The sequence below is a fragment of the Kitasatospora sp. NPDC001527 genome (assembly GCF_040298605.1).
In the GTDB taxonomy this organism is placed as follows: domain Bacteria; phylum Actinomycetota; class Actinomycetes; order Streptomycetales; family Streptomycetaceae; genus Kitasatospora.
On the sequence record NZ_JBEPAM010000027.1, the window covers coordinates 58,037 to 71,493 of the forward strand.

Genomic DNA, 13,457 nt, shown 5'->3' on the forward strand with positions numbered 1-13,457 from the left:
CCGCCGGCTACGCGGGCACCGGCCAGGAGGCGGCCCGGCCGCGCGCGACATCCGCCCGTCGGTCCGCCTCGCCGGCGGCGTCGGAGGGGGTGACGGCCGACGGCAGGAAATCGGAACCGGACCTCGGCCGCCGTGCGTCGCCGCCCGTCTCCACGGCGAGGAGACCGCTCGCGGCCATGGTGTTCGCGGGGTCGGCGGCTTCGGCCATCAGCTGGGCGGCACCGACGGCATCCGTCTCCGGCGGGACGACCAGCAGGTTCAGCCGGCGCGGGGCGTACGAGAACACCGCGATCGTGTGCTCGTCCTGCTCGGTGGTGAACCAGCCCGCGTGGACGGTGTGCCCGGCGACCGGGATCCGCCGGGGGATGACGGGCCACTGCGCGGGGTTCAGGGTGATCCGGGTGATCCGGCCCCACCGTTCGTCGATCTCGGCGGCCAGGGCGGGGAGTTCGAGGAGAAGATCACGCGAGCGGGGCCACCAGGCTCCGTCCAGGCGGCCGGGCCGCACGCCACCGGGCGTGAGGGAGAGCCGTGCCGTGGGATCCGGGGCGGTGGGCGTCGTCGCACGATCGAAGGTCGTGGTCATGATCTGGGACCCGTCCCCGGGCCCGGCCGAGAAGCCGGGTCCGGCATTGCCGTTCGCCGGAGACGACGCCAGTGTCCGGTGCCGGCATGCGAAGTGCCTTCGGTGATGTCCAGGCTACTCCTGGTCCGGCCCGGACCCGGCACGGCCGCGGTGCCCGCGTCCGCCCGGGCCGTTCAGCCGAGCAGGAGTTCCGCTCAGCCGAGCAGGAGTTCCGCGGCCGGGGTGTGGTTCCCGGTCCTGGAGGCGCCGGCCATGGCCGAGGCGGCCGTCGCCGGGTCGGTGCCGGGCGGTACCACCAGCAGGAGGAAGTGGTCCTGGAGGCCCCGGGTGACGCTGATCGTCGCGCCGCTTCCGGCGAACCGGTTGATCCTGATCACCAGCCCGTTCGCGGCGACGGCCCCGGGCACGCCGTCCCAGGCCGAGGTGTCGAGGCCGACCCGGACGATGCGCCCCAGGTGGGCGCCGAGCGCGGTGACCAGGTCCGGGAGTTCGGCGAGGACGTGATTCGAGCGGGGCCACCAGGCCCCGTCGAAGACGCCCTCCCGCGCCATCGTCGGCTCCAGCTCCAGGCGCGGCAAAAGCGGGACACCGGGCACGGTCCACGACCCGGAAGGGGGAGGAACGGGAAGGGGGATCGGCATCATGCGAAGCCGCCCGTCCGGTCCACGAGGGACCCGTCATGACCCAGGGCGACGTCGACGCTGATGCCGGTGTGCGGAACGTCCTCGGCTGCCTTCCACGCTACTCCGCCGTAGCCTCCTCGGACCGTGCGTCGCGGGAGTAGCCTCGGAGACATCCAGGGCATCCCGCATCCCGGTACCCGTTCCGGCTTCGTTCTGGGTTCAGGACAGCCCGGCAGATCCCGCTCCGGCGGGCCGCCGGAGACGGGAACGGTGACGCCGTGACCATGTACCCGCCCCAGCTCGCACGGCCCGGCCAGGGCCTGACGGTCGCCGACGCCATGGACCCCTGCGAGTACCAGATCGCCGACGACAGCACCGTCGACCAGGCCAACGACATCTTCCGCGGCGCCGACGTCGAGTACCTGCTCGTCCGCGGCCACGACGGCCGCTGCGAGGGACTGGTCACCCGTACCGGCCTCCACCCGTTCCTGGCCCGCTCCTGGTACACCGAGCGCACCGCGATCAGCGCCACCTCCCACCAGCGCGGCCCGTTCGCCTGGCCGACCATGGGCCTGGCCCTGGCCGCGGTCACCATGCGCGTCAAGCACCTGGTGGTCTGGCCCGTCGTCGACGAGGACGGCTACATCCTCGGCGTCCTGAGGGCCGACCGCGTCACCGGCCTCCTCGCGGTCACGGCCGCCTGAGCCGCCGACTCCCGCCGGAGCCCGGGCCCGTTCGGGCAGGAGCCGCGAACGCCGGGGCGGGAGCGAGGAGCGGGCACCGCGGATCGCCGCGCGCACCACCGGCGGGGAACGCCCACGGCGCAGCGGAGCGCGGCCCGCCGCGAGTTCGGCGTGGAGCGCCGGCGCCGGTCCCGTGCCCGAGCCGTCGTCCTCGGGGAGGTCAGTCGCGTTCGCCCGCCGATCCCACCGCCTACGGTCGCGGTGCCGAGCAGGCGCGGGGTGTTCAGCGGGTCGGTGGGAGATCAATCCGCAGTCGTACTCGCCGATCTCGCTGTCACGGTGCCGCACGGGGATGGATGCGGAGCGACGGCCGAGGTCGCAGAGCAGAGTGGCCGCCGGCCACAGGACGGCCGCCTCGGGCGGGATCCTGATCCCGAGCGCCGCGTCCATCCGCGTGGGGTCGCGCGGACCGCCACGATCAGGCCGGCGGCCGTCCCCAAACAGGCCGGTGAACTCCAGCGCGTCCCGGCAGAGCCTCCCGTGGCTCGGGCCGTCGTCGGGCCCGAGGTGGACGACGCGGTCACGGCGCTCTCGACGTCAACGTCTTCGGAGTGCTGAACACCCCGCGGGCCACTGTGCAAGACGCTGCGGACCCAGCGCTCCGGGCACGTCCTCGACATCGGCTCGGTGGCCGGCTTCGCCACCGCACCGGGCACCGGCCTGTACGGGGCGTCGAAGTTCGCCGTCGAGGGCATCACCGAGGCGCTGCACGGCGAGCTGGCCCCGCTCGGCGTGCGGGTGACGGTCGTGGAGCCGGGCGGTTCGGCGAAGGCGGCCAAGGCCATCGTCGACGTCATCGAGGCCGCCGACCCGCCGCTACGCCTGCAGCTCGGCGCGGACGCCGTCGACCAGGTGGAGGCCGAGTTCGCCCTGGTCCAGGGCGAGCTCGACACCTGGCAGCACGTCTCCCTCTCCACGGCCGTATGAGCGGCCGGGGCGGCCGGGCTTCCTACTTGAACCAGTACTGGACGCCGTCGTGCTTCGAGCACGTCCCACTCCGGGTCTTGGAGGTCGACGGGGTTCCGTCCTTGCACACCGCCATCTGGTCGGCGACCGTCGGCGTCTGGCCGTGGTCCCAGCCGCAGAGGCCGACGGTGTGGTGGGCGCAGGTCCCGCCGGGGGCCGGGGCCGCCGCCGCGGGCTCGGAGCTGGGCGCGGCAGTCGGCGCGGGGGCCGCCTTCGTGGGCGTCGGCACCGGCGGGGCGGGCGCGGCCGCCGGGGGCGTCGTCGGGGGTGTCGTCGGGCTCGGCGCCGCCGTGGTCGGGGCGGCAGCAGCACCCGGGCAGGGTTCGGCGTCCTTGACGACCCCGAGGGTGACCTTCGTGGTCACCGGCGCGGCGGTGCCCGAGGCCGGGGTCTGCCGGCAGACCTTCCAGTTCGCGTCGACGATCTGGGTCCGCTTGTGGTCTCCCCCGGCGACGTCGGTCGACTCGACGCTCTTGAACCCGGCCTGCTTCGCCGCCGTCTTGGCCTTGTCGAGCTGGAGCCCCACCAGCTCCGGCACCGACGTCCCGCTCGGCGCCGCCGCCGCGACCGAATTCGCCCCCGCGGACTGCGCGGACGGCGCGGACGGCGACGGCGGCTCACACGCCGTCACGAACAACGCCAGTGCGGCCAATCCCGCGTACCCGATCGCCGCCGGCCGGAACACCCGTCGCGCGGCTGTTCCGGCTATCCCGCTACCCACGTTCCCGTACCGCCTTCGAACTCGATGAAGAAGGCATGAAGCTATGCCCCGGGATCTCCACACAGCAAGCGGTTCCGGAAAACGGTAGGCGCTTCGACCGATCTGGATGACGCGGGCCGCCGGGAAGGTTGTCAAGGTGGTCCGCTTCGAGGTGACGATCAGCTGGAAGCCCTGGTCTGCAAGTCCCGAGAGTGTGTCGAACACCGCGCGTTCCGTAGTGGGATGCAGGAGTACGAAGGGCTCCTCGATCAAGACGATCCGGTTCGGCGCACTGTCCGACTCGGCCAGGGAGCACAGCTTCGCCTGCCAGTTCTCGAGCCCGAAGGCTCGGCTGTCAAGCACCCGGATGCCTCGGTGGCTGAGGTAGTCCCGGCTCGCCAAGCTCGGCTGACCGATGGGGCGAGCGGAGTGCAACGAGTTCATGACAGGCCCGCTGTTCCCCATACACGTTGCAAGCCCTCCAGGGCTGATCACGACGGCCTTCGGGGCGTTTTGGGCAGGGGCTACCTGCTGGTTACGAGCCCTCCAGGGCTGATCACGACGGAGGAGTACGCCAACCCTCGGGAGTTGCATCAGACGGGCGAGAAGTCGCAGGTCGGCAGCTCACGGGACGGGCGTGAGGCCCGCCGGTTCCACGAGTTCGCGAACGACTATCCGTGGCAGTGGACGCCGGCCCACATGGACGAGTGGTCGGTGTGCCTGACCGGCGAGAAGCACCTGGCACCGTCCACGATCCGCGGTTACCAAGGCACCGTCCGCCTGTTCAGCGAGTTCGTCATCGACAGCTGGTACGGCTGGGTGCCCGCCTGTGAGGAAGCCTTCGGCGTCTTCCCCGTGGCGATCTGCCACGAGTGGAACACCATCCCGCACCTGCAGGAGTACGAAGGCAGCCCGGAAGCCCGGCCGTTCACGCGGGAAGAGCTGCAGCGTTTCCTGGACTACGCCGACGACCAGGTCGACCGCGCGGTGCGTGCGAAGCGTAAGGGCGCCCTGGCCGCCTACCGCGACGCCACCCTCTTCAAGCTCATCTACGGCTGGGGACTTCGGCGGACCGAGACGTCCAAGCTCGATGTCGTCGACTTCGGACGGAACCCGCAGGCTCCGCAGTTCGGCCGGTACGGCACCCTCAACGTCCGCTACGGCAAGGCGAAGAGGGGTCAGCAGCCCCGGCGCCGGAACGTGTTGTCTGTGATGGACTGGGCCGTCGATGCGGTCGCGGACTACGTCGAGAACGTCCGGCCGCGGTTCGGGTTCCCCGACCATCCGGCCCTGTGGATCACTGAGCGCGGTGGACGCCTCCAGCCCGGCTCCATCAACGACCGCTTCGAGGCATACCGCGACGCCCTGAAACTCCCAAAAGAGCTGGTTCCGCACTCGATGAGACATTTTGTCTCTGCTTAGTTCCCGTGTAGCGAATGAACCCAAGTTGGCTCCTGGTCTTGGTGTTTGGGCTTTGCGCTGGCTCGTGTGGTGTTCCTACAGTCAGGGCTCGTGATCCTGACCTTCTTCTCGTCCCACGGCTGGCAGTCCTGGGATGTTGGGCACCGGCCGTTGATCCCTGAGGGGATGCCCGTGCTCGTCGACGACGACCTGCGCTTCGAGGACGGCTCCGCCGCACCACGCCCGACGGTGGTGGTGAACCGGTGGCTGCGTGAGCTCCCGGCGAGCGGGGCCCCGGCACCGAGCTCGTGGGAGACCTACGCGCGGGCGGTCAAGGGGTGGACAGAGTTTCTCGCCGAACACGGCGTGGGGCTGTTCGACTCGCGTGAACGGTTGAAGGCGGGGTTGAGCCGGTACGCCGAGCACCGTGCGGCCGGTCCGGCCAAGGCCCGCTTCGCAGCTACCACGTGGGGCCAGCACATGAGCATCCTCTCCGTGTTCTACTGCTGGGCGATCGCCGAGGGGCATGCGGCAGCGGAGCCGTTCACCTATCGCGCCGCCAAGGCTCTGTTCGCCGGGACCGGGCGGGAGGTGAAGGTCAATCTGGCGGTGCGCCGCACCCCGAAGCCGCACGTGACGATCAAGTACCTGGAGCCGGACTTCACCGAGCTGTTCCGGTGCGGCCTGCGAGGTCTGGCCCCGGACGGCACCCAGGACACCGGCTTCCACGGACGGGAGCTGGCCCGCAACGCCGCGGTCGGGGACCTCGCACTGTCCACCGGGCTGCGGCTGCAGGAGTTCACCTACCTGCTGCCGTGGGAGATCCCGGTGCTGCCGCCGGAGCCGACCGCGGTGCCGATCCCGTTCCCGGTGCCCGCGGGCGTCACCAAGGGTCGCGAGTTCCGCACGACCTGGACCTCCTACCAGGCATTGGCCGGGCTGCACGACTACCTGGAGCTGGACCGCGCGGCCACTGCCGAGGGCTCCAGCTGGCGACCGCCGCGCCGGTGGGGCGAGCCGCTCATGGTCACAGATCCCGGTCCCCGAGGCGGACGGATCAACGGGGTGCGCCGCTCGTGGGACTCGCTGACCCCGGCCGAACGCCGACGCCTGGTCGCCCCCGAGGGCGGCTCGTGCCTGCTGGCGGTGAAGAACGGGGGCGGCCCGTTCACCGCCTGGGCCACCGTCTTCGAACGGACCTCGGACCGGATCCGAGCCCGCTTCGAGCCCCGGTTCCCGCACGTCTGGCCCCATCGATGTCGCCATACGTTCTCGATGAGGACCCTGGAATACCTGGTCACCGGGCATTACCGACAGGCCGCGAAGCTCGTGCGGGAGACCGAAGCCGACGCGGCGCTGGTCTTCTACCTCACCAAGGCGGACCCGCTGCTGGTCCTGCGCGACCTGTTGGGCCACTCCACTGTCCTGACGACGGAAAAGTACCTCCGGCGCCTGGACACGACCCGCATCTACCGGGAGGCATACGACGGCGCGGGGGCTGCGGCCGGGCTGACCAGCGACTTGGCTGCCGACCGCGAGGCCGCGGAGGAGTTCGGCGCCGACATTGAGGACGGGGAAGCCTGATGCCGACGATGCTCATCGACGATCCGCTCGGCATCACCTGCGTCTTCAGCGACGGCAGTCGCGCGAAGTTCTCGCTCGATGGTCTGCCGAACCCGGACCTGGCCCGGGACCTGGCCACTGGCCTGGTGGACCTGATCCACCCTCACGGCACCGCCGATTCCGCCGGCACCGTGAACCACTACGCCCAGGCCATCCGGCGCATGACGCGGACCTTGTCGGCGCGGGGCCTGGTCGGTGGTCTGCACCGAGTCAGACGCGGTCAGCTGGCCGAGTACCTGATGGGGTGCTCGGGCTCGCAGGAAGCCTGCGCCCGAGCGATGGTGACGGTGTTCGGGCAGGCCGCCGGCACGCTGGCCGACGGCGTGCTGGACCTGGCGGTCGGACGGAACTTCAATGTCCAGCCGAACCACCGCACCCTGCCTCCCTACTCCGAGACTGAGTGGCGACGGCTGACCGAGGTCTGCGGTGAGCTGGTCGAGGAGTCCTACACTGCCCACCGGCAGAGCTTGGCCGCCGTTGCTCGTGCCCGGCATCCGGCCGAGGGCGGGTGGAAGCCGGAGAATCTGTGCTGGCTGCTGGCCGGGCTAGGGCCGGTGGGCATCGGCGAGTTCGGGCGGAGTCTCGGTGTCTCGGCCGCCGTGGTTCACAAACGTGGCGGCTTCCATGACGCGGTCCGCGCCATGTTCCCGGACCTCGGGGTGCTCATCGCCTACCGGCTGCTGTTCGGCATCTACTCGGGCATCGTGCCCGACGGCATCGACGACCTGGTCACCGATGACGTCGATTGGGCCGGGGACTCCACGATCCTGCTCTCCTACGTCAAGGGCCGCACCGCGGCGGAGAGCCTGAATCTTCCCCGTCGGGCGGTCCGGCTGCTGGAGCAGTGGCTGGCCCATTCCGCCCTGCTGCGGAGCTTCGTTCCACTGGACGAGCGCCGCGGGCTCTGGCTGGGTCTGAGCCGCGCTGGCGGAGACCGGCGAGTGCGTCAGATCGACCGCGTCGCCGTCCAGCGCTGGGTCCTTCGCCACGGGCTCACCGGCGACGACGAAGCCCCCTTGAAGATCCACCGGTCGCGGATCCGCACCACCCACGAGGCCATGCGGGACAAGAGCGCCTGGACCGGCAGCGGACGGGCGACCATCGACCCGAACCACACCCCCTCCGTCGAGGGCGACCACTACCTCACCGCAACCACCCCGGCCCAGCAGCACGCCGTCGAGGCGGTCATCGAGGACGCCCAGCACGACATGCTGCGACGCGCCCACCCGCCCACAGTGATCACTGAGGAGGAGGCCGCAGCCCTGGCCGCCGGATATCCGCAGCTGGTCGCGGCCATGGACCTGGACGACGCGGCGATCGCCGAGCTGATCGGCGGGCAGCGGGACGTGTTCACCGCCGCCTGCGGCGACCAGCTCTCCGGGCTGCACGGGCCGAAGGGCAAGCCCTGCCCGGCCAGGCCGTGGGTCTGCCTGCTCTGCCCGCTCGCGGTGTTCGCGCCGCGGCATGCGGTCAACCTGCTACGGCTGAAAGCGTTCTTCTCCCGGCAGTGGCAGCAGATGCCCGCCGCCCACTTCATGGCCGTCTTCGGCCCCTACGCCGCCCGGATCCAGCAGGTCCTGGACCGCTTCGACCCCGCCGTCCTGGCTGCGGCAGCCCAGCGTGTCGACGACCAGGACTGCGAACTTCCCCTGCGACCCGAGGAGATGACCGCGTGACCAGCGCCCTCGCCACACCAGCCTTCGACGGCCGGTCCGCGGTCTTCGCCCGAGCCGACGTCTGCCACGAAGCCGGGCTCACCCTGCCTCAAGGGACCCCTCGGATTCTGTTCGAAGACGATGTCTGGGACTTCACCGATGTCGTCGGCCTGCCCGTTCAGCTCGCGCTCTGCACCCGTCGATTCGACTTCGCCGACATCACCGACTCGCGGTGGCGGCTGGTCGCGAAGGAACTGGTGCTGGCCATGCTCGCCCCGCGGCACCCGGCCGTCGCCGAGTTGCCCCGGGCTCATCGCACCACCTTGCACCTGCGCAGTTGCGCGGGCCGGTTGGACGAGTTCACCCGGTTCTTCCGGTGGCTGACTGAGCGCGGGACGTCGAGCCTCCAGCAGCTCGACACCCGCCTCTGCGACGCCTACCTGGCGCACCGGCGCTACGTGCTCGACGAACACGGTGCCGTCGTCGGCGAGCAGGGCCCGGCAACTCGGCGCTCGGCCGCGCAGGTCGTGGTGGATCTGGTCAACTACCGGGAGCTGTTCACCGCTGATCGCGTTCCCGTGGACCTGCGGCCCTGGGGTGGGGCCACCGCCTCCGCGATCGCCGAGATGCCCAATGGTCGGACGGAGAACAAGACCCAGCCCGTCGACGACGCGGTCCTGCAGCCGATGCTGGCCGCTGCCCTGTTCCTCACCTCGTCGCTCGGGCCCCACGCCATTGAACTCGCCCAGCAGATCCGACAGGCCGACCGCCTCTCGTCGAGGAAGACGTCAGGGTTCCGCAGCAGCAACCGCGCTCCCGTCGGCGAGTTCGCCAGCTTGCTGGGCGAGTACGAGCAAGCGAGCACACCGCTTCCGAAGCTGGCTCAGCACTACGTCGCCAGCCGGCTCGCCGACGGCTGGTCCGCCGAGGATCCGCTGCTGTCGGTGGCCACGGGCGTGCTGGCCCGTCAGGCCGGCGAGAGTCAGTTCAGGGCCCAGTGGATGCCCGCACTGCGCGGCCGTCTGGAAGAGGCGGTTGCCGCAGTTGGCGTCATGGAGGTCTTCGGCCGCGGCGCCGACCAGATCACCACGGCGGACACCTGTTCCCTGCTGCCCTGGACGCTGCTTCTGCACCGGGCTCAGGCCGTCGCCCTGGTCGGCATCGTCCGGACCGCCGCGATGATCGTGCTGGCCACCGCATCAGGAATGCGGGCGAGCGAGCTGATGGAACTGCGGATCGGCTGCCGCCGTCCCCCGGAGGAGCCCGTCCCCGGGTTCACCCGCTACCGCCTCGCCAGCAAGGTGATCAAAGGCCAGCCGCTGGGCGGCACCGACGACGAGTGGGTCGTCATCGAGCCCGTCTATCGCGCCGTCGAACTCGCCGAAGACTTGCACGAGGACCAGCGGGACGGAGCCCTGCTCTTCGGCCGGTTCGCCTTCACCGTCCGCTACACGTGGTTCCGGAACTGGGTTAACTCACCGGCGGGGCAACGTCTCGGACTCGCTCCCATCCCGCAGGGCCAGGTGAATCTGAGGATGCTCCGCAGGTCGTTGGCCCTGGAGATGGCCTACCGTCCGGGCGGTGTTCTGGCTGCTAAGATCCACCTGAAGCATATCGCCGTGGCCACGACGGAAGGGTATGCCTCGCGTCCCGGCGGGGCTCAGGCCGAGCTGCTGGCCGAGGTCAACCGGCACGAGAGCGACCGGAATCTCGACCTGGTCCTGACGGAGTTCCGCAACTACCAGCAGGGCGTCCTGCCCGCCGGTCCCGGCGCCCGCAGCCTCACCGAGTTCTTCGCCAGCATCGACGCACAGCTCGACACCTCGACGTCGGCGGCGCCGAAGACCCAGCGCAATGACCGCGACGTGCTGAACCTGCTGACCAAGCGCGCGAACGTGCTCCACCTGGGTCCGGCGAACTACTGCTGGTTCACCGACCCGTCCCGGGCGCTCTGCCTCAAGCTCGCCGGCACCCCCACCGCCGACCGTCCACTGGTCGGTATGTGTGACTCCGCTCGCTGCCCGCAGGCCACCCACCACCCCTACCATCGGCCCGTCTGGGCCGAGCACGCCGAACGGACGAAGACGTTCCTCGGCGACCTGGGCAAGACGCGCAAGACCGAGCACGCCCGCCTGCGAAACGACTACGAGCGGGCCCTTCGGGTCGTCGCTGAGATCGACGCAGCCGCCACCGACCAGCCCGACGAGGACTGCGCATGAGGATCACCGCAGCACAACGGACCGAGAACGAGAACCGCGTCCGGGCGGCCATGGACCGGCTCCTGCGCGGAGAGATCCCGCCCGGCGGCAAGTGCGACATCAAGACCCTCGCCCGAGAGGCCGCCGTCGACCGCACCGCCTTTTACGGCACCCGCCCCTATGCCCACCTCCGCGAGGAGCTCGAACACCGCCTGCGGTCCCTCCAAGCCGCCGGCGACAGCCCCGACCCGAGGGACGCCCAGATCGAGCGGCTCAAAACAGAGATCACCAAGCTCAAGGCCCGGCTCGCCCGAGCGGACAGCGACATCGAAGAGCTCGCCGACTTCCGCACCCAGGCCATCGCCCGGCTCGCCGCCCAGCACGAGGAGATCGTCCACCTGCGCGGGGCTGCTGCCATGGCGAACCGCGTGACCCGGATCCCCGCAGTCCGAGGGAACACGATCGGATCGTGCAGCTGACATGGCTGCCCCGTCCTCGTCCCGCGCTGTTCCGGGATCACAGTCCCCACAGTCCCTTGCCCAGCGTGGTGAGTCCGCCGGCCAGCGCAAGCGCCAGCACTATCAGTCGGGCCCGACCCTCCGGCACCCGTTCCGCAAGTGCCCTCCCGATGACGGCGCCTGCCGCAATCCCGACTGCAGCCAGCAGCCAGGCAGGGGCAGTGAGCTGCGGCATGCCCTTGGCAGCAAGGGAGAATGCGTTCACCAAGACCCCGTAGAACTGTGCGTTGGGCACGAACTCCCGCACGGTCCAGCCCGCGTTCATCGCATACAACGACACCGCTGGGCCGCCCACCCCGGCCGAGGAGTTCATGAACCCGCTTGCGGCACCGGCAGCGAGCGCGCCTTTGGCACCACGCAGAGCAGGCGCCCGAGTGCCACACATCACCAGCAGTACGGCCGCGCTGACCAGCACCCCGATGCCGACCAGCAGCACCGGCGCGGGCAGCCGGGCAGCCACCCAGGCCCCGGCTGGGACGGTGCACGCAGCCGCCACGACCAAGGGCAGCATCGCGGTCAGGCGGACCTGCCGCCAGCTGCCAGCGAGGCCGACCGCGCTGATGGCACCAGCCGCGCAGTTCGAGAGCAGCACGCCCTCGCCCGGGCCGAGAAGCAGCACCAGGGCAGGCGCCGCGACGAGCGCGAAGCCGATCCCGGCCAGCCGCTGCACGGATGCGCCCAACAAGACGACGCCGCCCAGCAAGAGGTCGGCGGCCACGTCGCTCGTCACAGACGACTCCTCGCGGTGCTCTTCATCGGTGATCTTGCCCAGCCTCCACTGCGGAGCAGACACGTTCAACGGCTTTTCTCCGCCGCGATACTGGTGGGCTCCAGCTGCTGCCCGACCACGAACCAAGACAGTGATCTACCTCACATGGCATCGCTGGAAAGGCAACACAGGGCGTCACGGCCGTCGCGAGTGCGGTTGCAGAAAGCGGCCACTCAATGACCACACGAACTCACGCGCACACGGCCTCTGCGGAGACAAGGCATTCGTACGTCACCCATCTGACCGAGGACGGAGGGGACCGGCGCTTCATCCAGCAACAGGTCGGCCACGAGTGCGACAGCTCCACGGCGATCTACACCCACGTCAGCGACGACTTCATGAACACTGCCCTGCACAAGGCACTGGCCCCGGCGTTCGCCGGAGTCTGACGGGAAGGACCTGACGATGACCGCCAAGCTCGACTACCGCTGGCACCTGCGCAAGGTGATGGCGGACCGCGGGATGTTCTCCACCACCGACCTCATCCCACCGCTCGCCGAACGGGGCATCACCTTGTCGACGAGCCAGGTCTACCGGCTCGCCGTTGAGCGTCCCGAGCGCCTCAGCCTGAAGATCCTCATGGCCCTGCTCGACATCCTGGACTGCAGGATGGACGACCTCATCGAGCCGACCGCCGCGGCCGGCACGGTGAAGAAGCCGAAGAAGGCCGCTGCCGCGGGTGCCGCGCCCCCGGCAGCGGACGGACTCGGTGACCTGCGGCCCAAGCGGGTCCGGATCAGGGGTGTCGACCTGCCATGACCACCACCGACCAGTCGGCCCGCGCGGTCACGGACCCCGTCGGCCTGATCACGGACCTGATCACCCGCGTCGAGAAGAACCTCGACCCCGCGGCCGTCCGGGCCGTGGTCCTCGGCGTCGTTGGCGGCCGCGCGAAGTCGCGCCGGCTCGCCGAAGCCCTGGAGGCCCAGCCCGAGGTCCTGACCGACGGCCGCTCTCCAGCACTCCGGGCCATCGGCGACCTGCTGATCGCCCTCCGCAAGGCCGGAGCCGTGACGACCTCGCCGCCGGTCTGCCGCGACTGCGGCAAGCACCTGCGGACCTTCCAGCGCTGGCGCACGACCCGCGCGAGCTTCGACGGCCAGGAACACCGCATCGACTACCAGCGCCGCCGAACGGTGCTTGAGGACTGGAGCATCCCGCCGGCCCACTGGGCCCACCTCACCGATGGCCTGCCCACCCTCGACGCGGCTCCCGAACTGCGGATCTGCGCGTCGGTTCTGGTGTGGACTCAGGTCACCGAGGGCGACTACCTGTTCAGCCCACTGGTGCGGGACCGTGGCTGGGGCGGGCGACTGCCGGGAGGCCCGGACCTAGTTCGCGACCTGCCCCGCCTCGCGGGCGCCCGCCGCGGCGCCAAGGCACGCCTCCTTCCCCGCCTGGCCGCCTACACGCAGCAGACAGCCGCCTGGTGCGACGGCGGTGCACGGACCGGCGAACAACGGACGACCCCATGACCTCCCGGCCGATGGCCCGCAGCCTGGCACCGCTACCGGAGGAGTCCGTGGCCGGCCACCTGCTGCGGTTGTCCTTCCGCCTCCACCGGTCCCCGGTCCGCCTCGCGGAACTGACGGGGCTCGGCCCGCAGAAGACCGAGCCACCTCAAGCAGTCGGGAAATGACCCAATCGCCGGTATTTCGGTTGGAGGGGATTGACC

14 protein-coding genes are annotated in these 13,457 nt (G+C 70.6%); 10 read left to right on the top strand and 4 right to left on the bottom strand.

The genetic code is table 11. The features are described 5' to 3' along the window. Window positions 1-7: 7 nt before the first annotated feature. Window positions 8-586, bottom strand: a complete 579-nt coding sequence (locus ABT238_RS23370) for a DUF5994 family protein (RefSeq protein WP_350784218.1) — start codon at window positions 584-586, stop codon at window positions 8-10. A gap of 194 nt (window positions 587-780) precedes the next feature. Continuing rightward, window positions 781-1,164 carry a DUF5994 family protein gene (locus ABT238_RS23375; protein WP_350564961.1) on the bottom strand — a complete coding sequence of 128 codons (384 nt, stop codon included), beginning with the start codon at window positions 1,162-1,164 and terminating at the stop codon, window positions 781-783. A gap of 323 nt (window positions 1,165-1,487) precedes the next feature. Here ABT238_RS23375 and ABT238_RS23380 point away from each other — a divergent pair, with 323 nt between their 5' ends. Together ABT238_RS23380 and ABT238_RS23385 are read left to right on the top strand one after the other, a co-directional pair. After that, window positions 1,488-1,913, top strand: a complete 426-nt coding sequence (locus tag ABT238_RS23380; RefSeq protein ID WP_350564959.1) for a CBS domain-containing protein — start codon at window positions 1,488-1,490, stop codon at window positions 1,911-1,913. Window positions 1,914-2,579: 666 nt separating this feature from the next. Then, window positions 2,580-2,879 carry an SDR family NAD(P)-dependent oxidoreductase gene (locus tag ABT238_RS23385; protein ID WP_350784261.1) on the top strand — a complete coding sequence of 100 codons (300 nt, stop codon included), beginning with the start codon at window positions 2,580-2,582 and terminating at the stop codon, window positions 2,877-2,879. 22 nt (window positions 2,880-2,901) lie between these two features. On the opposite strand, the gene ABT238_RS23390 is transcribed toward ABT238_RS23385, so the two are convergent. After that, window positions 2,902-3,456, bottom strand: a complete 555-nt coding sequence (locus ABT238_RS23390) for a DUF3761 domain-containing protein (protein WP_350784277.1) — start codon at window positions 3,454-3,456, stop codon at window positions 2,902-2,904. Window positions 3,457-4,206: 750 nt separating this feature from the next. Here ABT238_RS23390 and ABT238_RS23395 point away from each other — a divergent pair. From ABT238_RS23395 to ABT238_RS23415, 5 genes are read left to right on the top strand one after another with little or no spacing between them, the layout of a single operon-like run. After that, the gene (locus ABT238_RS23395) at window positions 4,207-5,040 is read left to right on the top strand and encodes a tyrosine-type recombinase/integrase (protein WP_350784300.1); all 834 of its coding nucleotides are present in this window, start codon (window positions 4,207-4,209) and stop codon (window positions 5,038-5,040) included. 45 nt (window positions 5,041-5,085) lie between these two features. Continuing rightward, a complete protein-coding gene (locus ABT238_RS23400) occupies window positions 5,086-6,603 on the top strand; it encodes a site-specific integrase (protein WP_350784327.1) in 1,518 nt (505 codons plus the stop codon). Next, entirely contained in the window at window positions 6,603-8,318 is a 1,716-nt protein-coding gene (locus tag ABT238_RS23405) for a hypothetical protein (RefSeq protein WP_350784340.1), read from the top strand. Before ABT238_RS23400 ends, ABT238_RS23405 begins: the two co-directional genes overlap by 1 nt. Further along, window positions 8,315-10,516, top strand: coding sequence for a site-specific integrase (locus tag ABT238_RS23410; RefSeq protein ID WP_350784352.1), 2,202 nt, complete (start codon window positions 8,315-8,317; stop codon window positions 10,514-10,516). Before ABT238_RS23405 ends, ABT238_RS23410 begins: the two co-directional genes overlap by 4 nt. Beyond that, complete coding sequence (locus ABT238_RS23415) at window positions 10,513-10,974, top strand: hypothetical protein (RefSeq protein ID WP_350784368.1); 462 nt, start codon at window positions 10,513-10,515, stop codon at window positions 10,972-10,974. Before ABT238_RS23410 ends, ABT238_RS23415 begins: the two co-directional genes overlap by 4 nt. 37 nt (window positions 10,975-11,011) lie before the next feature. Here the strand turns inward: ABT238_RS23415 and ABT238_RS23420 are convergent, their stop codons facing one another. After that, the gene (locus ABT238_RS23420; protein ID WP_350784385.1) at window positions 11,012-11,743 is read right to left on the bottom strand and encodes a TSUP family transporter; all 732 of its coding nucleotides are present in this window, start codon (window positions 11,741-11,743) and stop codon (window positions 11,012-11,014) included. Between the two features lie 149 nt (window positions 11,744-11,892). Between ABT238_RS23420 and ABT238_RS23425 the strand changes: the two genes are divergently transcribed. Genes ABT238_RS23425 through ABT238_RS23435 form a run of 3 tightly spaced genes read left to right on the top strand, consistent with a single transcriptional unit; the run spans window position 11,893 to window position 13,257 of the window. Further along, window positions 11,893-12,171, top strand: a complete 279-nt coding sequence (locus ABT238_RS23425; RefSeq protein WP_350784889.1) for a tyrosine-type recombinase/integrase — start codon at window positions 11,893-11,895, stop codon at window positions 12,169-12,171. Window positions 12,172-12,187: 16 nt separating this feature from the next. After that, entirely contained in the window at window positions 12,188-12,541 is a 354-nt protein-coding gene (locus ABT238_RS23430; protein ID WP_350784411.1) for a helix-turn-helix domain-containing protein, read from the top strand. Then, window positions 12,538-13,257: a hypothetical protein gene (locus ABT238_RS23435; RefSeq protein ID WP_350784425.1), complete on the top strand. Its 720-nt coding sequence runs from the start codon at window positions 12,538-12,540 to the stop codon at window positions 13,255-13,257. Before ABT238_RS23430 ends, ABT238_RS23435 begins: the two co-directional genes overlap by 4 nt. The last annotated feature ends 200 nt before the right edge of the window (window positions 13,258-13,457 follow it).